Source organism: Fluviirhizobium alvei (genome assembly GCF_030551875.1).
Classification (GTDB): Bacteria; Pseudomonadota; Alphaproteobacteria; order Rhizobiales; family Rhizobiaceae; genus Rhizobium_E; species Rhizobium_E alvei.
The window spans coordinates 583,374-603,498 of record NZ_JAUOZU010000006.1; the positions used below are offsets into that span (position 1 = coordinate 583,374).

Consider the following 20,125-nt stretch of genomic DNA (forward strand, 5'->3'; position numbering starts at 1 on the left):
CCATATAGGCCGAGGCGGTAAAAGTCCAACGAAAAGCCTCAGGCGATGTCGGCTGCAACTTTCACGGAGATGATCGAGTCCGGATCCTGGACCGGCTCGCCCTTCTTGATCTTGTCGACATTGTCCATGCCTTCAATGACCTGACCCCAGACGGAATACTGCTTGTTCAGCCACGGTGCGTCGGTGAAGCAGATGAAGAACTGCGAGTTGGCCGAGTTCGGCATCTGCGAACGGGCCATCGAGCAGGTGCCGCGCACATGCGGCGTTGCCGAGAATTCGGCCTTGAGGTCCGGCTTGTCGGAACCGCCCATGCCGGCGCGCGACGGGTTGAAGGATGCAGAACCCTTCTTGCCGAACTTGACGTCACCGGTCTGGGCCATGAAATCGGCAATCACGCGGTGGAAAACGACGCCGTCATAGGCACCTTCGCGTGCCAGTTCCTTGATGCGTTCGACATGGCCGGGTGCCACCTGCGGCAGCATCTGGATCACCACCTTGCCCTGGGTGGTTTCCATCACGAGAGTGTTTTCCGGGTCCTTGATTTCAGCCATCCGGCTATCTCCTTTGGTTTGAACGATTATTTACCGACGGTGACCTTGATCATCCGGTCCGGATCCGTGACGCTGCCATTGTTGGCATCATCGCCACGCTTGATCTTGTCGACGAACTCCATGCCCGAAACGACCTTGCCGACGACGGTGTATTGACCATCGAGGAAGCGTCCCGGTGCAAACATGATGAAGAACTGCGAGTTGGCGGAATTGGGGTCCTGCGACCGCGCCATGCCGACAACGCCCCGCTCGAAGGGAACGCTGGAGAATTCCGCCTGAATATCGGGAAGATCAGAACCGCCCATGCCGGCCATCTCGGGCTGGAAGTTCTTTTCCATATTGCCATACTGCACATCGCCGGTCTGGGCCATGAAACCTTCGATCACGCGATGGAAGGCAACATTGTCATAGGCGCCCTTCTCGGCGAGCGACTTGATCTGCGCGACATGCTTGGGTGCGACATCCGGCATCAGTTCGATGACGACCGGGCCATCCTTGAGCTCGATGGTCAGCTGGTTCGGATTGGCCGATGCGCCGGAAGCAAGGCCGAGCGCGACAATGGCGCCAAGTGCGATAGACTTGAAGAAGTTCATAATGTCTCCGTTGTCCCTTTTTCGGGTGGTCAGGATGAGAATCTCGCCTTGAGTGCGGCCAGAACGGCGGCCGGCACGAAAGCGCTGACATCCCCGCCCATCTGGGCGATCTGGCGCACCAATGTGGCCGTAATGGGCCGCGATGCGGTTCCCGCCGGCAGAAACACCGTCTGGATGTCAGGCGCCAGCTGGTGGTTCATGCCTGCAAGCTGCATTTCATAATCAAGGTCGGTGCCATCGCGCAATCCGCGGATGAGGATGGTTGCCCCATTGGCCCGGACCGCATCGACAGCGAGTCCTGCGAAGGAAACGACGGAAATATCACCGGCGCGCGCTGGCAAGGTTTGCGAAAGCGCTGCCCGGATGAGATCCGCCCGTTCCTCGAAACTGAACATGGGAGCCTTTCCCGGATGGACACCAATACCGACGACCAGTTTGTCGGCAAGGTTCAGTGTCTGAACGAGAACATCCAGATGGCCGTTGGTCATGGGATCGAAAGATCCGGGATAAAATGCGGTCGTCATGGTCCTCGCCTGGATGGATTGCGCCGCTTTTCTCACGGAAACCGGTCGGGCGCAACCGGTTTCGGCGAAAGATGAATGGCCGATGAACGGGCTATTCAGCGCCATTTCAGCGGTGATCGACCATCTTGGACACAAGTTAGCGGTCGCGCCGGTTTGGGCAGCACCGCCCCAACGACGGCCGGACAGGGCTGGACGCATCAAAACCCTGTCCGGTTCGTCGCATGAATGGAGGTTGACATGATTTATCTGCTTCTCATCGGTATGGCCGTTTTGATCTCGGCGATGTTCGTCGCCACCGCCATTTCGTCCTTCGTCAATTTCATGCGCGAGAACGAAGCCGATCGCCGCACCCTGCGCTCGCGTCAGATTGCCTGACCACACATCCGGCTTCGACCGGCACATCGAAGCGCTGCCATCACCAAAATACGAAAGCCCGGATCAGTCGCCTGATCCGGGCTTTGAAGTTCCAGTAAAGGCCTGAAACGCTTACTGAGCGTTCTTGGCGTTGTCCTGTGCGTCCTGCAGCTTCTTCAGACCCATTTCGCGGATCTTCTGTTCCTTGGCCTGCAGCTCGCGCTGCTGCTCTTCGATGGCCGACTTTTCGATCGGCTTGCCATCGAAAGTGCCGGTGAAGCCTTCGAGCGAGAACTTGATCGGGTTCGGCATACGCTGGAAATTGACGGAGGTGAACACCACTTCATTGCCCTTCTTGAGGTTGGCAATAATGCCGTCGGTCAGCGGAAGCTCGGCAATGCAGAGTTCCGGCATGCAGACGCCGTAATCGATCTTCTGGCCCTTGCTACCATCGATCTGCATCAGGACGCCCGGAGGGATCAGACGCGCGGTCGGCACCGACACCTGCATGAACTTGCGATTGACCTTGCCGGTCACGGTGATCAGGGCAACCGCCGTGATCAGCTGCGGCTGCGGGCCGCCGGTTTCGGCAGTGCGAATGTTGCGAACCGAACAGACTTCGTTTTCGCCGTCCTTGTCGCAAACCTTGAACCAGCCCTGCGGGGCGTTCTGGGCAAAGGCCGGAGCTGCGGCACCGGCGACGGCCATGGCTGCAACGGCCAGTGCGCCGAGAGTGGTACGTGCGGCGGATTTAAATTCGAAGCTCATAACTGATCCCGTCTCCTGATAACGATGACCGACACCGTCGATCCCATGCAATTGGCGTCGTCCTGCCGTCGAATTGAGGCAATAGCATGACCCAGCGTTGCGATCCTGTTACATTGCCGATGGGCAATTATCCAGTACTTCTTTGGGCTTTGCCGCCATCCGCCCAATATTTTCTGCCAGCGTTGGATATAGGTCGCACTATTGCTACTCTCGCCTTGTGATTCAGCCCCCACCGAAAGGATCGCCGACGTGATCAAAGCCATTTCGGCCATGATAGGCTTCGTTTTTCTGACTGCCATGGCCAATGCAGAGCCGCTGCACGGCATCGCCATGTATGGCGATCCTGCCCTGCCGGCAGACTACAAGCACTTTTCCTATGTGAACCCGGCGGTCAAAAAGGGCGGACGCATTGCCTATGGCGTGGTGGGAACCTTCAACAACTTCAATCCTTTCATTCTCAAGGCCAAGCGCACCACCGCACGCGGCATGTGGGATCCGGATTTCGGCAACCTCGTGGTCGAATCGCTGATGACGCGTTCCCGCGATGAACCCTTCACCATGTATGGGCTGCTCGCAGAAACGGTGGAATGGGATGCCAACCGAACCTTCATCCAGTTCAATCTCAATCCGAAGGCGCGCTGGTCGGATGGCAAACCGGTCACGACCGAAGACGTGATCTTCACCTTTGAACTGATGCGCGCACACGGGCGTCCGCCCTTTTCGACCCGTCTCGACAAGGTCGAACGCATGGAAAAAGTTGGCGACAACGCTGTCCGCTTCACCTTCAAGCCTGGCACCGATCGCGAGTTTCCGCTTCTGCTGGCCTTGTCGCCGGTGCTGCCGAAACACGCCACCAATGCCGAAACGTTCGAACAGACCACGCTCGTGCCACCGCTTGGTTCGGGTCCCTATCTTGTCAAGGAGATCAAGCCGGGCGAGCGAATCGTCTATCGCCGCAACGAAAACTACTGGGCCAAGGATCTGCCCTCCAAGATCGGCTTCGACAATTACGACGAGATATCGATCGAATATTTCCTGCAAGCCAACACGCTTTTCGAGGCGTTCAAGAAGGGTGAGGTCGATATCTATCCCGAGGGGTCTCCGGCGCACTGGAACCGCGCTTATGATTTCCCGGCGGTCAGCAAGGGCGATGTGATCAAGGAGACGTTCGAGCCCCGCCTGCCGGCCAACATGCTGGCCATGGTCTTCAACACCAGGCGACCGATCTTTGCCGACAAGCGCATTCGCGAAGCCTTGACGCTGGCCTTCGATTTCGAGTGGGTCAATCGCAACCTGTTCGAAGGTACCTACACGCGCACCCAGAGCTACTGGCAGAATTCGGAACTGTCCTATCTTGATCGCCCCGCCGATGATCTCGAAAAGCGCCTCCTGGGCAGTGCCATCGCCAAGGTCGATCCCGAGGTTCTCGCCGGTACCTATCGTCTGCCCGTGACTGATGCATCCGGGCGGGATCGCAAGGTGCTCAAGCGCGCCTTCGACCTGTTGAAATCGGCGGGCTGCCATATCGAAGGTGGCACGATGCTGCTGCCAAACGGATCGCCGCTGGCTTTCGAACTCCTCTCGCAGAACCAGGACCAGGAAAAGCTTGCGATTGCTTATCAGCGCAGCCTCGCAGCGCTGGGAATCAAGATGACGATCCGCACGGTCGAGGACGCGCAATATCAGGAGCGGACCCAACGTTTCGATTATGATCTCGTGATCAAGACCTATGCGGCGTCGCTTTCGCCGGGTCTGGAACAGATCACGCGATGGGGTTCATCCTCCCGCGACATCGAGGGGTCGGATAATTTCGCTGGTGTCGCCGACCCCGACATCGATGCCATGATCCAGAAGATTCTGACCGCCGGATCTATGGAAGAATTCGAAGCCGCCGTCAGGGCCCATGACCGGCTGCTGGTGTCAGGCCATTACGTGCTGCCATTGTATCATATTGGCGAACAGTGGGTTGCCCGCTGGAAGCATATCGAACATCCGGAAGTTCTGCCACTCTATGGCGTCCAGTATCAGACGTGGTGGGATCGCCGCGCGCAGTAAGGAAAGTTCATGAAAAGCCTGAAGATCGACATCTATTCCGACGTGGTTTGCCCCTGGTGCTATCTGGGGCAGAAGCGCTTGCAGCTTGCGCTGGAGGGACTTTCCGACAAGATCGCTGCAGAGATCGAATGGCGCCCCTTCCAGCTCGACCCGAATGTGCCGGACGAAGGTTACGATACGTTCGATTATCTCGCCCGCAAGATCGGCGGTCGCGACCAGGTTTCCCGCTCGCATGCAATGCTGAAATCGCTCGGCGAGGAAATCGGCCTGCCCTTCGAACTTGAAAAGGCAAAGGTTTTTCCGAACACTTTTGCCGCCCATCGTCTCCTGCACTTAGCCGGCCAGGAAGGCGCTGCGGTGCAGGACAAGGTTGCCCAGGCGCTGTTCCGTGCCAACTTCGTCGAAGGCAAGAACGTTGCCGATCGCGACGTGCTGCTCGCAATAGCTGCGGATGCCGGCCTGCCCGGAGACCGCGTCTCTGCCTATCTCGACAGTGACGAGGATGTTGCCGAATTGAAAGCCGACATGGACCGCGCCCATTCGCTCGGCATCACCGGCGTGCCCTTCTTTGTCGTCGATGGCAAATATGCCATTTCCGGCGCGCAGAATGTCGAGGTCTTCGCCAACGCGCTCAACCAGATCGCCGACATGAAATGAACTGAGGCAGGGCTCAGCCCTGCCCCGCAATTTCCGCCAGTTGCATCATCACCTGAGCTGCCGCTGCCAGTCGCTTTTCCGGCTTGGGCAGGTCGCGTGCCAGGAAGATCGAATGATCGGGCCGGATCTTCGCCAGCGTTCCCTGCCGTGAAATATAGCCGACTAGACCCGCCGGGTTCGGGAACAGCTTGTTGCGGAACTGGATGACGACGCCCTTCGGCCCGGCCTCGATTTTCTCGACATTGGCCGTGCGGCAGAGCGACTTGATATAGACGATCTTGAGCAGATGCTCGACTTCCTCCGGCAAGGAGCCGAAGCGATCGATGAGTTCGGCGCCGAAACCATCGATCTCCTTGAGATCGCGCAATTCGCCGAGCCGGCGGTAAAGCCCCATCCGCAGATGCAGGTCCGGAACGTAGGTCTCGGGAATCATCACCGAGGCGCCAACCGAAATCAGCGGCGACCAACCGCTATCCTCGATCTCTTCCTCGCCCTTGATCTCCATGACTGCCTCTTCCAGCATCTGCTGGTAGAGTTCGAAACCCACTTCCTTGATATGGCCGGACTGTTCTTCGCCCAGAAGATTGCCGGCGCCGCGCAGGTCGAGATCGTGGCTGGCGAGCTGGAAGCCTGCGCCGAGTGTGTCGAGCGACTGCAGGATCTTCAGCCGCTTCTCGGCCATACCGGTCAAGGTCTTGTTGGCCGGCAGCGTGAGAAGCGCAAAGGCCCTGACCTTCGAACGGCCGACACGGCCGCGGATCTGGTAGAGCTGGGCGAGGCCGAACATGTCGGCCCGGTGCACGATCAGCGTGTTGGCTGTCGGCACATCGAGACCGGATTCGACGATCGTGGTCGATAGCAGCACATCATACTGGCCGTCATAGAAGGCATTCATGATGTCGTCGAGCTCGCCGGCCGGCATCTGGCCATGCGCTGTCGCCACCTTGAGTTCAGGCACGGCTTCGCGCAGGAAATCGGCGATTTCGGAGAGATCGGCAATCCTCGGCACGACATAGAAACTCTGGCCGCCACGATAGTGTTCGCGCATCAGCGTTTCGCGGATGACGAGCGGATCGAAGGGCGACACGAAAGTCCGCACCGCCATACGGTCGACCGGTGGCGTGGTGATCAGCGACAGTTCGCGCACGCCGGTCAAGGCCAGCTGCAGGGTGCGCGGGATCGGCGTTGCCGATAGCGTCAGCACATGCACGTCGCTTTTCAGCTCCTTCAGCCGCTCCTTGTGTTTGACGCCGAAATGCTGCTCCTCATCGATGATCAGCATGCCGAGATTGGCAAACTTGATGCCGGAGCCCAAGAGCGCATGGGTGCCAACGACGATATCGATCTTGCCCTCGGCGAGAAGCTTCTTCGTTTCGGCGAGTTCCTTGGGGCCGACCAGACGCGACGCCTGACGGATCTTGATCGGAAAGCCACGCAGCCGTTCGGAAAAGGTCTTGAAATGCTGGCGGGCGAGAAGTGTCGTCGGCACCACCACCGCCACCTGCGCCCCGTTCATGGCCGCAATGAAGGCGCCGCGTAGCGCGACTTCAGTCTTGCCGAAGCCGACATCGCCGCAGATGAGCCGATCCATCGGCCGGCCGGCGCCGAGATCGTCGCGAACCGCATCGATCGCATTGGCCTGGTCTTCGGTTTCATCATAGGGGAAGCGGGCGGCAAACTCGTCGTAAAGCCCTTCCGGCGCCCCGAGAACCGGCGCATGCCGCATGGTGCGGGCGGCTGCGACCTTGATGAGGCCGGCGGCCATATCGAGCAAACGCTTCTTGAGCTTGGCCTTGCGCGCCTGCCATGCCACGCCGCCAAGCTTGTCGAGCTGACCTTCCTGATCCGATCCGTAGCGGGACAGCAGTTCGATATTCTCGACCGGCAGGAACAGCTTGTCGCCACCGGCATATTGCAGTTCGAGACAGGCATGCGGCGCACCGGCTGCCTCGATGGTCCGGAGCCCGATGAACTTGCCGATCCCGTGTTCGGCATGGACGACGAGCGAACCTTCCTCGATCGAGGTCACTTCGGAAATGAAGTCGGAATTCTTCTTCCGCCGCTTGGACCGGCGCACAAGACGATCGCCGAGAATATCCTGTTCGCCGATGACGATCAGGGATCCGGTCTCGAACCCGCTCTCGAGATTGAGGACAGCCGACCCCGCCTCACCCGTCTTGAGCCTGGCGATATCGTCAAGCCGGCTGATGGGCACGACCTTCTCAAGACCATGCTCGCCAAGCACCTGCAGGAGCCGGTCGAGAGAACCTTCCGTCCAGGCCGTAACCAGAACCTTGTCGCCACGGGCGCGGTGATCGGCAATGTGGCGGACCGCCGCTTCGAAGACATTGACGCGCGTATCGGCTTCGACTTCGCCAGCGCGCGCCCAGCGCATGCCGGGCCGTGCTTCAAGTGTGATGACCTTGCGGCTCTCGCCTTCATGCTCGTTGAAAGGCGTGATGCGGATTGCGGCGTGCCGTCTCAGCTCAAGGGCAGCCTGTTCATCGGAAAGATAGAGCTGGTCGGGCGGTACGGGCTTGTAGGGCGTGCCCTGGCTCAGCCCTTTCTTGGCATTACCGGTTTCGAGACGCGCCTCGTAGTAATCGCGGATCAGCGTGAACCGTTCGCCAGCGGCCTGCAGCAGGTTGTGGTCGGTCACGATCCGGAAGCCGTCGAGATAGTCGAACAGGGTTTCGAGCTGTTCGAAATAGAGCGGCAGCCAATGTTCCATGCCGGCGAAGCGGCGGCCCTCGGAGATCGCCTGGTAGAGCGCATCGTCACGCGTGGCGGCGCCGAACAGACCGAGATAGTTCTTGCGGAAACGGCTGATCGAATCCGGATCGAGCGCCACTTCGCTCATCGGATTGATATCGAGCGATTTGGCCTGGCCTGTGCTGCGCTGGGTCGCGGGATCGAAATAGCGGATCGTCTCGAGTGAATCGCCGAAGAAATCCAGCCGCATCGGTTGCTCGGAGCCGGGCATGAAGACATCGAGGATGCCGCCGCGAACGGCAAATTCACCGACTTCGCGAACGGTTGCTACCCGCTCGAAACCGTTCTTCTCCAGTTTCAGCGCGATTTCTTCCATCCGGATCGTCTGTCCGGGACGGGCCGAAAAGGCCATGGAGGCGATCGCCGAGCGCGGCGGCAGCCGTTGCAGAAGCGCATTGGCGGTCGTCAGGAGAATGGCGGGATGCGGCTTCTTCGCATGCTGGATCAATCCAGACAGCGCCGCCAGTCTCCGGGCGGAGACATCGGTCCCGGGCGACACTCGGTCATAAGGCAGGCAATCCCAGCCCGGCAGCACCAGCACCGGTATTTCCGGCGCGTGGAAGGACAACATCTGTTCGAGATCGACGATCTGCTGGCCGTCGGACACGATATAGGCAATCGGCTGGCCGGTCCGGGCAAGGTCTGCCAGCACGAGCGCTTCCACGCCCGCTGGCACATTGCCGATGATGGTGCCCTGCCGGTCGGCGAGCACGGCCTTTGCATTGAAGCCGGCGATCATGTCAGAGGTCCGTCACCGGCTTGAAGGCTTCTTCCGGCCGGAAGGCAACGATGCGGGCAAAGAGCGGCGTCTTGAGATGATCCGGCATCGGCTTTTCGCCCGAGATCCATTTGAAGAGATCGGTATCGTCCTCGGCAAGAATGCGTTCGAACTCTTCAAGATCCTCGCCTTCGAGACCGGCAAGTTCCAGATCGGCGAACTGACCGAAAATCAGATCCATCTCGCGAATGCCGCGATGCCAGGCGCGAAACAGCATGCGCCGACGGCGGGGATCAAGGTCTGCGGTGGAGCGGGTCGGGCCAGTCATATCGATCACCTTTGCTTTGGCGCTCTCTATATCTTCTGAATTCCGGATTGTCAGCCTTGCCAAGGGCGCTTTTGCAGTTTGAAATGGCACCATGCGCCCTGCCCTGCTCGATCCCCTGTTTGCTTCCCTGACCTCGCTCCCGGGCATCGGCCCCAAGAGCGGCGAACTCTATGCGCGCCTGCTCGGTCGCGAATCGATCGAGGACTGCCGCGTCATCGATCTCGTCCTGCACCTGCCACATTCACTGATCGACCGACGCCAGCAGCCCGGCATTGCCTATCTGCCACAGGGCGGCATAGTCACCGTCACCGCTCGCGTCGATCGTCACCAGCCGCCGCCGCGCGGCCAGGCCAATGTTCCCTACCGCGTCTTCCTGCAGGACGATACCGGCGAACTTTCGCTCGTCTTTTTCCGCGCCAAGGGCAACTGGCTCGAAAAGGCACTGCCGATTGATGAGATGGTTATGGTGTCGGGCAAGGCCGACTGGTTCAATGGCCGGCCGACGATGGTGCATCCGGACCATGTCGCCCGTCTCTCTGAAGGCGAAAGCCTGCCTCTGGTCGAACCGGTCTATCCCTTGACCGCGGGCCTCTCGCCCAAGCTTTTGCGCAAAGCCATCGAGGCTGCGGTGGCACGCCTGCCCGACCTTCCCGAATGGCAGGATCGCCCCTTTGTCACCAAACAGGGATTTCCCGCGGTTGCCGAGGCCGTCCGGGCACTCCACAATCCGCGCGATGCCGCCGATCTCGATCCGCAGGCACCGGCTTACCGCAGGCTTGCCTATGACGAATTCCTCGCCGGCCAGCTATCGCTGGCGCTGGTGCGTTCGACTTTACGAAAGGTGGAAGGCAAGCCGGTGATCGCCACAGGCAAGCTCACTCGACCGGTTCTCGCGAAACTCCCATTCTCGCTGACGCGCAGCCAGCAAGCCGCAATCGCCGATATTCTGAAGGATATGGCCGGTGACATGCGAATGCTGCGGCTGTTGCAAGGCGATGTCGGTGCCGGCAAGACGGTCGTCGCGCTGGCCGCGATCCTGGCCGCAGTTGAAAGTGGTGGTCAGGCGGTGCTGATGGCGCCGACGGAAATTCTTGCCCGCCAGCATCTGGCCACCCTTGGCACGATGACCGAAGGAACCGGGTTGAAAATTGATATCCTGACCGGCCGCGCCAAGGGCCGCGAACGCGACGATATTCTCGGGCGCATAGCCTCGGGAGAGACCAACATCGTCATCGGTACCCATGCGCTCTTCCAGGACAATGTGACCTACAAGGATCTTCGCCTTGCAGTCGTCGACGAACAGCACCGGTTCGGCGTCCATCAGCGTCTCAGGCTCACCGCCAAGGGCATTTCGCCCCACATGCTGGTGATGACGGCCACCCCCATTCCCCGCACGCTGGTGCTCGCCGCCTTCGGCGACATGGATGTCTCGCGTCTCACAGAAAAGCCCGCTGGCCGCAAACCGATCCAGACCGTGATCATGCCCGCCGAACGGATCGGCGATCTCATCGACCGGATGAAGGTAGCGCTATCGGAGGGCCGCAAGATCTACTGGATCTGCCCGCTGGTGGAGGAAACCGAGGAAAGCGAACTCATGAGTGTCGAGGAAAGGCACGCGGTCCTCACGCAATTCTTCGGCAAGGATGTTGCGCTCATCCATGGCCGCATGACCGGAGCCGAGAAGGATGCCGTTATGCTCGGTTTCAAAAATGGCGAAACGCGCCTGCTTGTTGCCACCACGGTCATTGAGGTCGGCGTTGATGTGCCGGATGCGACGATCATGGTGATCGAACATGCCGAACGGTTCGGGCTCGCTCAGCTGCACCAGTTGCGCGGCCGGGTCGGACGCGGCGCCGAGGCATCGAGCTGCATCCTGCTCTACAAGGGCAAGCTGAGCGAAAATGCCCAGGCGCGGCTCAAGATCATGCGCGAGACCGAAGATGGTTTCATCATCGCCGAACAGGACCTGAAACTGCGTGGCGAAGGCGAATTGCTCGGCACGCGCCAATCCGGCACGCCCGGCTTTGCGATTGCAAGCCTTGAAGCGCATGCCGACCTTCTCGAGACCGCCCGCAATGACGCCCACTATATTCTGGAAACCGATGCTGGGCTTATGTCTGAGCGCGGCCAGGCGCTGCGGACGCTTCTCTACTTCTTCCGCCGTGATGAAGCGATCCGTTTTCTGCAGGCAGGATGATTTTACAAGATCAGGCTGAAAGTGCACGGCCCATGGCCGGTCTGAAGACATCCAGATGGCTTTCCCGGTTGGGAGCCTGCTCGATCTCGATATAGCCGCCGGTTTCAAGCTGACCTATTGCTTCTTCTAGCGAGCAGAACACGGCATTGAGAATCTCCTCCCGCGTCATCTCTCCATTTTGCCAGATCGAGTCCAAAAGAAGATTCTTGAACTGCTCATTTATGGACGTCTCAAGAAAATCTCGCTTCATCAAAGCACCTAAACTTTTCATTATCGGCGCAATACTAGTGCAACCCAGATCCGTACACAGGTGGACAGAATGTCGCAGGTCTATTTGGCCGCCGGGCTTCCGACATTGGATCGTCGTGGCGCTGCAGCAATGGCGGGCTTTACTGGATGACGATATCGTTCTTGCTAAGCCGATCGGTCAAGACGCCTCCGCTGGCATCGTGCCAATAGAAGGGATCTGGCGATGCCAGGAGAGAAGAATGACGCCGTCGGACAGGTTGACGCTGCAATCAAAGCTGCTAAGAAGACCTCGCAGAATTGAGTTGGTAGCAAAGCGGCATAAAACGACGCTTTCAATATTGACTGAAAACAGTCTTTCCGTAATCAATTCAATTTCTTGGATGGGTGTCCGAGTGGTTTAAGGAACCGGTCTTGAAAACCGGCGTGCGGGAAACCGTACCGTGGGTTCGAATCCCACCCCATCCGCCAGGTGCTTTGCACGCTCACAATCACTCTCGTTTTTCATCAGAAATGTTGTTTCGAACCAGACAATGCTCAGTTGTGTTGGGCATATCAAAAATCGTGCTGGCTTTTTGTTCGGCGGGGCGACAAAACATGAGTTTCAATCATATATCGGATTGATTTTCCGCGCGAGCCAGTGGGTGGCATTGATAATGCAGGCATTCAAGACAAGGAAACCCTGGGCTACGGCATTCGTGACACTTGTCTTCGGGCCGGTTATCGGCATGTGCTATCTTAATCGGGGGTGGCTCGCCGTTGCATACATCTTTGCGCCATTTCTTCTGGTCGGCGGGAAGGTGTTGGTCGCGCATGTCATGAGCCTGCCGCTCTCGTTGGCGGATGATTCCATGCTGATCATCATCCTGAGCCTCAACGTCGTTGGAGCATTCCATGCATACTGGCTCGCGAATACAAACGCCTATCCGGTGCCATTCAAATTCTACTCGTGTTGGTATTCGCTGATTGCGATCCTGGCTGCCTCCCAGATTTTCGTCGTCGCCTTCCGCGGCCTGTGCTACCAACCGTTCTCGATCCCTTCGGGCTCCATGAGCCCGAATGTGAATGTTGGCGATCATCTGGTTGTCGAAAAGTTTGCCTATGTCTTTGATGAGCCCGAACGCGGCGATGTCATCGTGTTCGAAAAGGGCGAATACTCCTACAACATGCGGATCCTGGGCTTGCCTGGTGACCGGATCCGTCTCGAAAATGGTCTGATGTCGATCAATGGCGTGCAGGTGAGCCTTCAGGCTGTCAAAGGCGGTTCGAATGCGGGGGCCGTTGGCGCCCGAACCATTTCACCCTTCACCGAGACGTTACCCAATGGCCGCTCCTATCAAATCCTGATGGATGAGAGCGTCAATTCGGATGGTAAGGGCGACTATTTAGTGCCGGACAACAGCTATTTTCTGATGGGCGACAACAGAAACCTGTCCCTCGACAGCCGGTATGAAGAGTTCGGCTTCGTCGACCGGCAGGCTATCCTGGGCAAGGCCGTTGTCATTCTGTGGAATGGGCAGACCCGAAAGATTGTTTGGAAACCGGTCGAATAGGCTGATGTCAGCCCTCCTGCCGCTCATTGATGGTGGCAGTTCTTGGTTCTAGCTCCGTCCCATGTTTCGGTGCCAAATCCGCTCGATCCATTTCGACAACTCGCGCAGCCACAGAACCGAACTGGCGACCGCGGCACAGAGAAGCCAGTCGTCGGCACGCAGAGGCACGGTCGAGAAAGCCTGCTGCAGCATCGGCACATAGATGACAATGGCATGCAGGCTGACGGAAAAGGCAATGGCGCCCCAGAGAATGCGGTTCGAAAACAGCCCGTCGAAGGCGCTGCGATCATCCGAACGGGCATTCAGAACGTTGAACAGCTGAAAGAGCGTCAAGGTGGTGAACGCCATCGTTCTCGCATAGTCCATCGTGCCGGTTCCAGCGATCAATCCACCGGGAAGGCAGGCATCGAGCATGCCGAGCGTGCCAGTCGCCATCACAAAGCCGACCAGGATAATCCCCCGCCACATCGCCGCCGTGATGACCCCCTCGCCCATCGGCCGCGGTGGCCGGTGCATCGTCATGCGCGAGGCCGGATCGACGCCGAGCGCAAGCGCGGGCGCACCATCCGTGACCAGATTGATCCACAGAATCTGGGCGGCCAGCAAGGGCAGCGCGACGCCCCCACCAGCTTCGGTCAGGCCGAGGAAGCCGGAAAGCGCCACGCCGAAGAACATGGTCATGACCTCGCCGACATTCGATGACAGGAGATAGCGAAGAAATTTCCGGATGTTGGAAAAGATCGCCCGCCCCTCCTCCACCGCCGCGACGATGGTTGCAAAATTGTCATCGGCGAGAATGATGTCTGCGGCTCCCTTGGAAACGTCGGTTCCGGTAATGCCCATGGCAATGCCGATATCTGCGGCCTTCAAGGCCGGCGCGTCATTGACGCCGTCACCGGTCATGGCGACAGTAGAACCTTGGCGCTGCAGGGCACCGACGATGGCGAGCTTGTGGGCGGGATCGACGCGGGCATAGACGGAGGCTATCGCGACAGTCCGGTCGAGTTCTATCTCCTCCATCTTCGCCAGATCGGCACCTGTCACCACATGGTGATCGTCGATGCCGAGCTTGGCGGCAATCACGGCCGCCGTCTTGGGGTGATCGCCGGTAATCATCACCACCCGGATGCCGGCCTCACGGGCGCGCGCCACGGCGGACATGGCTTCCTGGCGTGGCGGATCGATCATGCCGAACAGGCCGAGGAAGGCCATCCCGCGTTCCGGATCATCGTCTGTGCCGATGCTGCCTGCCGGAAACCGGCGGCTCGCAACCGCAAGCGTCCGCAAGGCATCGGCCGCCATCCGGTCGTTGGCTGCAAGGATTTCGAGCCGTCTCGCCTCGGTGAGCGGACGCGCCTCGCCGCCGATGATTTCCTGCTGGCAATGCTTGAGCAGCACATCGGGTGCGCCTTTGGAGAAGGCAACGAGATGGCCGCTTTCGTGCTCGCGGTTCAACGTGGTCATCATCTTGCGTTCCGAGGAGAACGGAATTTCACCCACGCGCTCGAAACGTGGCGCAAATTCGGGTTCCACCTTGCGGGCTGCCGTCAGCAGGGCAAGTTCGGTCGGATCGCCCTCGATAACCCATCGATCGGCCTGCTGTTCGAGCACGCCATTGTTGGCGCATCTGGCGGCATCAAGCGCTTCCAGCATTTCCGCTTCAAGGTCCGCCTCATCGTCTGCCTCCATGCGGTAGGCCCCATCCGGGATATAGCCTGACCCGTCGAACTCGATCCGGCCACTGGCAGTCAGAATCTGCCGTACCGTCATTTCGTTTTTGGTCAGGGTTCCGGTCTTGTCGGAGGCGATCACATTGGCGGAGCCGAGCGTTTCGACGGAGGCGAGTTTGCGGACGATTGCATTGCGGGCTGCCATGCGCTGCACCCCGATGGAAAGAACGGCGGTGACGATCGCCGGCAATCCTTCCGGGACGGCCGCAACGGCAAGCGCAACGCCGAAGATCAGAATACCGAACAGTTCGGAGAGCGATTGGGCGGGATTGATGAGCAACAGAGCCCCGATCATGGCGACCGCGATGACAAGGACCACCAGACCCAACATGCGCCCGACGCGATCGAGTTCCCGTTGCAGCGGCGTTTGCTGGTCCTTTGCGGTTTCGAGCATTGCGGCGATGCGACCTGTTTCTGTCCGCATCCCTGTGGCCGTGACGATCGCACGTCCATGACCGCCGACGATCGCGGTTCCTGAAAACACCATGTTCAACCGGTCGCCGAGAACGGTGTCGGCATTGAGGGTCGTGATATCCTTCTGCACGGCAAGGCTTTCCCCGGTCAGGGATGCCTCCGCAGCCTTGAGCGCAATAGCGTCAAGCAGCCGCGCATCAGCGGCCACCGTGTCGCCCTCTTCGAGAAGGATGATATCACCGGGAACCAGATCGGCGGCAGCGATGCGCTGGCGTTCGCCATCGCGAACGCAATTGGCTTGCGGCGCCGACATTTCGCGCAAGGCTGACAAGGCTTCCTCCGCGCGTGCCTGCTGCACGAAACCCATGATCGCATTGAGGAAGACGATCGAAAGGATCGCCAAGGCCTCGAATGGCAATCCGCCTTCCCCTTCGAGGAACCAGATGATGGCCGAGATGATCGCTGCGGCGATCAAAAGAAACACGAGCGTATCGGCAAACTGGGCGACAAATTTTCGCCAGGCCGGAACGGTAGCCGCATCTGCGAGCCGATTGGGTCCGAATTGCCTCAACCGTTCGGATACACAGTCATTTTTCAAGCCACTATGCGGATCGGATTGCATCGCTTCCGAAAGCCGATCGCATTCCATGGCCCAGGGAGCCGCGGGCAAAGGCGAAGATCGATCTTCAGTGGTCATCGACTATCCTCTGGGCTGTGACGAACAGGCATTTGAGACAATAGGGTTCAATCAAATCAGATCGAGCGAATGGCTCATTGCTATTCGAAACTCCTGCACTGGAATTGATTTGGGTCAACTGACGCTCCGATAGGCAATCCGCAAGCCTCAGGCAAAGAGCCGTCATTTCGGTCAAAATCGTACAAGGAGGGCTCTGGATCACGCCTGATGCCAATGCTATCGCTGGTCACGAACAGCGAAAGAAAATCATGCGCGACACCTGGACCAAACCCGTCATTCTGGCGCTCGAAGCCCCGGGAAAATTCACGACCATCCATAACGCAACCGAAGCCTCCTGGGCCATGATCGAGGATTGGCCGCTGGAGGATGGGCCGGCGCTGGACCGCGCGCTCCTCATCTGTGCAGCCGTTGCCGAAGGCAAGAAATCGCCCGAAGATGCAAGGCGCGCCTTCGTGGCGGCCGCGCTTGAAGCCGGTATCGAAACCAAGAGCTGAACGGCAAGTTCCCCACGAGACCGAGGCAATCATGACCAGTGAAACCGAAATGCCCGCCGACCTCTCCAACTGGCGCCTTCATCCCCAGAACAGCTGGTCCTTCCGCCATGTCGACCGTCTGGTGACATGCCATAACATTGCTGCCGGAAATGGAACGGCCTCGCCGCAGCCAAAGGGCGAAAGGCTCGATCTCGACACGCTGACCGTTGGAGAGACGACCGCCACCAATCTACTCAACGGCAGCTATACCGATGCGTTCATGGTCTTGAAAAATGGTTCCGTTGTCGCCGACTATTATCGACCCGGTGTCGAACCTTCCGACCGCCATATCGTCTTCTCGGTCTCGAAATCGATCACGGCAACGCTCGCCGGCGTACTGGTGGCGGAAGGCAAGCTTGTTCCGGACGCACCCGTAAGCCACTACGTGCCTGAAATCGCGGGCTCGGCCTATGAAGATGCGACGGTGCGTCATGTACTCGACATGACGGTGTCGATCCGCTTTATCGAGGACTATCTCGATCCGCTCGGCGATGTCGCCCGCTACCGTGTCGCCATGGACTGGAACCCGCCCACCAATTTTGCCTATCAGGGCGGTCTGCATGATTTCCTGCCGACGCTCAAGCGTGGTACCGAACCGCACGGCCATCGCTTTCACTATGTTTCGCCCAATTCCGATCTCCTCGGCTGGATCCTCGAGCGGGCATCGGGCGAAACGCTGGCTCAATTGATGAGCCGGGGTCTGTGGCAGCCACTTGGCTCCGAATCCGATGCGCTGGTAACCGTCGACCGCCATGGAGCGGCGCGCACCGCCGGCGGCATCTGCACCACGATTGCTGACCTCGCCCGCTTCGGCAACATGCTGTGCAACCTTGGCCAGGTCGATGGTCGTCAGGTCATTCCGGCATCCTGGATCGAAGACATTACGAGCGGCGGCGATTCGGAGGCCTGGAGCCGCGGCGACATGATCACCCTTTTCCCAAAGGCGACCTACCGGTCCAAATGGTATCGGCCGGCCGCCTGGCCCGGAACGCTATTTGCCATCGGGATCCATGGTCAGTGGATCTACATCGATCGGGAAAAATCCGTCGTCGCGGTCAAGCAATCCTGCCAGCCGTTGCCGGTCGATGCAGCGCTCGACCAAGAGATACTGTCTCTTTTCCGCGCCCTATCCGAGGCCCTGTGACGATCGGTTTTCGAAAAGGCTGTTTGCTGCTGTCGCTGCTGGGCTCGCTTCTTGCAGCAGCGGGGGCGCATGCTTGCGAAGCAACCGCGGTTGCCACAGCAACCACGCCGGCGCCGATCGATTGGGATGCGGGGAAAACCCGACTCCAGGACAGGATGGCCTCCATTCCGGACGCAACCGACCTGTTGTTGATCGGCGATTCGCTGCTCGCCTACTGGCCCGAGGATATGGTTGCCAACCAGTTCGCCGGACAACGGGTGTGGAATTTCGCGGTTGGCGGTAGCAAGACCCAGAACCTCCTCTGGCTCCTCGATCAGTTGCCGGCACGGAAACCGCAGCCGAAACGCGCCATCCTGCTGATCGGCACCAACAATCTCAATCAACCGGCACCACCCACCTGCGCCATCGCCGCCGGCATCGAGGCATCGGTCCATCGACTGCAAGCGATCTGGCCACGGTTGGCGATCATGATCGTCGGTGTCCCGCCGAAAGGTTCGGATTTTCATTTTCTCGATCGCGAACGGTTGTCGCTGAACCGGACCGTGAGCCGATGGGCAGACGGAAAGCCGGGCCTTAGGTTTATAGAGATCGATCCGGACCTTTTGACCTGCGGTCTATATGGTCAGGGGCGAAAGGCAGCGGAAATTCGTGATGGCAAGACGCGCTCGCTCTGCGAGAACTATGCCGATGATCTCGGTCATTTCCGGCGTCCAGGCTACCGGGTGATCCATGCGGCGATCGCAGCGGCCTTCAAGGAAATGCCGACCGAAGCAGAAACACTCTCGGCCGGCAAATGATGATAATACCAATCGTTACTTGATGTACCAGCCCCAGGGCTCGTCACTGTCGAAACCGGTGATTTGCTTGGTCTCGAGATAGTTCTCGAACCCCCAGCGACCAAGTTCGCGGCCAATCCCGGATTGTTTGTAGCCGCCCCAGGGCGCATCGGTGAAGGTCGGCTGCGAGCAGTTGACCCAGACGATGCCGGCCCGGAACGCACGTGCGACCCGCTCCGCCCTCGCCTTGTCCTTCGACATCACGGCGGCGGCAAGGCCGAACCGGCTGTCATTGGCCATGCGGATCGCATCCGCCTCGTCCTTGAACGGCTTGACGCAGACGACCGGCCCGAAGATCTCCTCCTTCCAGACCCAGCTTTCCTCACTCATATCCGTCAGAACGGTGGGTTCGAGGAAATAGCCCGTATTGAGCCCTGCCGGTCGCTTGCCACCCGAAGCAACGGTCGCCCCTTCGGCCTTGCCGCGTTCGATGGCCGCGAGGATCTTGTCATATTGGCCCTTCGAAACGATCGGTCCCAGCAGGGTGCCGTCGTCCAGTCCGTTGCCGATCTTGATCTTGGCGGCTTCTTCGCAGAGGCGCGCGAGGATTTTCGGATAGGCGCTTTCCTCGATGAGCACGCGCGATGTCGCAGAACAGACCTGCCCCTGATTCCAGAAGATGCCGAACATGATCCATTCGACCGCCTGTTCGATATCGGAATCGGCGAAGACGACGAAGGGCGATTTACCGCCGAGTTCGAGACTGACATTCTTGATGTCCTGGGCACCGGCGATCATGACCTTGCGGCCTGTGGCGACCGATCCCGTAAAGGCGAGCTTGTCGACCAGCGGATGCTCGGTGAGCGGCTGTCCGGCATCGACGCCGAGGCCCGTCAGGATGTTGAGAACCCCGGCTGGCAGCCCGACTTCCTCGGCGATCACGCCGAGTTCCAGCGTGGTGAGCGAAGCGAGTTCCGAGGGCTTCAACACCATGGTGCAGCCTGCGGCAAGCGCGGGCGCAACCTTCCAGGCCACCATCAGAAGCGGATAGTTCCAGGGCGTGATCGCACCGACGACCCCCAGCGGTTCCTTGACCACCTTGCAGGAGAAACGCGCATCACCGAGCGGGATCACTTCTTGCGGCTTCTGATCCTGCTCTTCGGCGAGACCGGCGTAGAAATCAAAACAGCCGGCAACGTCATCCATGTCCCAGGCTGCTTCCGGCAAGGGCTTGCCATTGTCGCGCACTTCCATGCGGGCGAGAAAATCCTTCTTCTCGCGGATCTTCTCAGCCATGCGGCGCAGATAGGACGCACGCTCGGCTCCCGTCATTCTCGGCCAGGGACCGGCGTCGAAAGCCTTGCGGGCGGCTTTCACAGCCAGATCGACATCGTCTGCCGTTGCGGCCGGGATCTTGTGGAAGACCGCCTCGGTGGCCGGATCGATCACATCGAGCATGCCGCCCTTTGCCGGCGCACACCATTTTCCATCGATAAAGAGCTTGTCCTGCATGGT

The 20,125-nt window shown here is 59.5% G+C and carries 17 protein-coding genes and 1 tRNA gene; 9 read left to right on the top strand and 9 right to left on the bottom strand.

Annotation, left to right across the window (positions count from 1 at the left end):
- Positions 1–38 precede the first annotated feature (38 nt).
- Genes Q4481_RS09170 through coaD form a run of 3 tightly spaced genes read right to left on the bottom strand, consistent with a single transcriptional unit; the run spans position 39 to position 1,668 of the window.
- Positions 39–551, bottom strand: a complete 513-nt coding sequence (locus Q4481_RS09170; protein ID WP_304376036.1) for a peptidylprolyl isomerase — start codon at positions 549–551, stop codon at positions 39–41.
- A gap of 26 nt (positions 552–577) precedes the next feature.
- Entirely contained in the window at positions 578–1,144 is a 567-nt protein-coding gene (locus Q4481_RS09175) for a peptidylprolyl isomerase (RefSeq protein WP_304376037.1), read from the bottom strand.
- 29 nt (positions 1,145–1,173) lie between these two features.
- Complete coding sequence (gene coaD / locus Q4481_RS09180) at positions 1,174–1,668, bottom strand: pantetheine-phosphate adenylyltransferase (protein WP_304376038.1); 495 nt, start codon at positions 1,666–1,668, stop codon at positions 1,174–1,176.
- A gap of 237 nt (positions 1,669–1,905) precedes the next feature.
- Here coaD and Q4481_RS09185 point away from each other — a divergent pair, with 237 nt between their 5' ends.
- Positions 1,906–2,043, top strand: coding sequence for a hypothetical protein (locus tag Q4481_RS09185; protein ID WP_304376039.1), 138 nt, complete (start codon positions 1,906–1,908; stop codon positions 2,041–2,043).
- Positions 2,044–2,154: 111 nt separating this feature from the next.
- Here Q4481_RS09185 and Q4481_RS09190 read toward each other — a convergent pair whose 3' ends face one another.
- Entirely contained in the window at positions 2,155–2,790 is a 636-nt protein-coding gene (locus Q4481_RS09190; RefSeq protein ID WP_304376040.1) for an invasion associated locus B family protein, read from the bottom strand.
- A 270-nt stretch (positions 2,791–3,060) separates the two neighbouring features.
- Here Q4481_RS09190 and Q4481_RS09195 point away from each other — a divergent pair, with 270 nt between their 5' ends.
- On the top strand, positions 3,061–4,845 hold the full coding sequence (locus Q4481_RS09195) for an extracellular solute-binding protein (protein ID WP_304376090.1): 1,785 nt from the start codon (positions 3,061–3,063) through the stop codon (positions 4,843–4,845).
- A 9-nt stretch (positions 4,846–4,854) separates the two neighbouring features.
- The gene (locus Q4481_RS09200) at positions 4,855–5,502 is read left to right on the top strand and encodes a DsbA family oxidoreductase (RefSeq protein ID WP_304376041.1); all 648 of its coding nucleotides are present in this window, start codon (positions 4,855–4,857) and stop codon (positions 5,500–5,502) included.
- A 13-nt stretch (positions 5,503–5,515) separates the two neighbouring features.
- Here Q4481_RS09200 and mfd read toward each other — a convergent pair whose 3' ends face one another.
- Positions 5,516–9,013, bottom strand: a complete 3,498-nt coding sequence (mfd, locus tag Q4481_RS09205) for a transcription-repair coupling factor (protein ID WP_304376042.1) — start codon at positions 9,011–9,013, stop codon at positions 5,516–5,518.
- 1 nt (position 9,014) lies between these two features.
- Positions 9,015–9,320 (bottom strand): FAD assembly factor SdhE, encoded by a 306-nt coding sequence (locus tag Q4481_RS09210; RefSeq protein ID WP_304376043.1) that lies wholly within the window; start codon positions 9,318–9,320, stop codon positions 9,015–9,017.
- 91 nt (positions 9,321–9,411) lie between these two features.
- Between Q4481_RS09210 and recG the strand changes: the two genes are divergently transcribed.
- Positions 9,412–11,517: an ATP-dependent DNA helicase RecG gene (gene recG / locus Q4481_RS09215; protein WP_304376044.1), complete on the top strand. Its 2,106-nt coding sequence runs from the start codon at positions 9,412–9,414 to the stop codon at positions 11,515–11,517.
- Positions 11,518–11,527: 10 nt separating this feature from the next.
- Here recG and Q4481_RS09220 read toward each other — a convergent pair whose 3' ends face one another.
- A complete protein-coding gene (locus Q4481_RS09220; RefSeq protein WP_304376045.1) occupies positions 11,528–11,767 on the bottom strand; it encodes a hypothetical protein in 240 nt (79 codons plus the stop codon).
- 377 nt (positions 11,768–12,144) lie between these two features.
- Between Q4481_RS09220 and Q4481_RS09225 the strand changes: the two genes are divergently transcribed.
- Both Q4481_RS09225 and lepB read left to right on the top strand, forming a co-directional pair.
- Positions 12,145–12,234, top strand: a tRNA-Ser gene (locus tag Q4481_RS09225).
- A 62-nt stretch (positions 12,235–12,296) separates the two neighbouring features.
- Complete coding sequence (lepB, locus tag Q4481_RS09230; RefSeq protein ID WP_304376046.1) at positions 12,297–13,316, top strand: signal peptidase I; 1,020 nt, start codon at positions 12,297–12,299, stop codon at positions 13,314–13,316.
- Positions 13,317–13,364: 48 nt separating this feature from the next.
- Here lepB and Q4481_RS09235 read toward each other — a convergent pair whose 3' ends face one another.
- The gene (locus Q4481_RS09235) at positions 13,365–16,157 is read right to left on the bottom strand and encodes a cation-translocating P-type ATPase (protein ID WP_304376047.1); all 2,793 of its coding nucleotides are present in this window, start codon (positions 16,155–16,157) and stop codon (positions 13,365–13,367) included.
- A 248-nt stretch (positions 16,158–16,405) separates the two neighbouring features.
- Between Q4481_RS09235 and Q4481_RS09240 the strand changes: the two genes are divergently transcribed.
- The 3 genes from Q4481_RS09240 (at position 16,406) to Q4481_RS09250 (ending at position 18,631) form a co-directional block, all read left to right on the top strand.
- Entirely contained in the window at positions 16,406–16,651 is a 246-nt protein-coding gene (locus Q4481_RS09240; protein ID WP_304376048.1) for a DUF982 domain-containing protein, read from the top strand.
- A gap of 31 nt (positions 16,652–16,682) precedes the next feature.
- The gene (locus Q4481_RS09245) at positions 16,683–17,834 is read left to right on the top strand and encodes a serine hydrolase domain-containing protein (RefSeq protein WP_304376049.1); all 1,152 of its coding nucleotides are present in this window, start codon (positions 16,683–16,685) and stop codon (positions 17,832–17,834) included.
- A gap of 155 nt (positions 17,835–17,989) precedes the next feature.
- Complete coding sequence (locus Q4481_RS09250) at positions 17,990–18,631, top strand: GDSL-type esterase/lipase family protein (RefSeq protein WP_304376050.1); 642 nt, start codon at positions 17,990–17,992, stop codon at positions 18,629–18,631.
- A 15-nt stretch (positions 18,632–18,646) separates the two neighbouring features.
- Here Q4481_RS09250 and Q4481_RS09255 read toward each other — a convergent pair whose 3' ends face one another.
- Positions 18,647–20,122 (bottom strand): aldehyde dehydrogenase family protein, encoded by a 1,476-nt coding sequence (locus tag Q4481_RS09255; RefSeq protein ID WP_304376051.1) that lies wholly within the window; start codon positions 20,120–20,122, stop codon positions 18,647–18,649.
- Positions 20,123–20,125 lie beyond the last annotated feature (3 nt).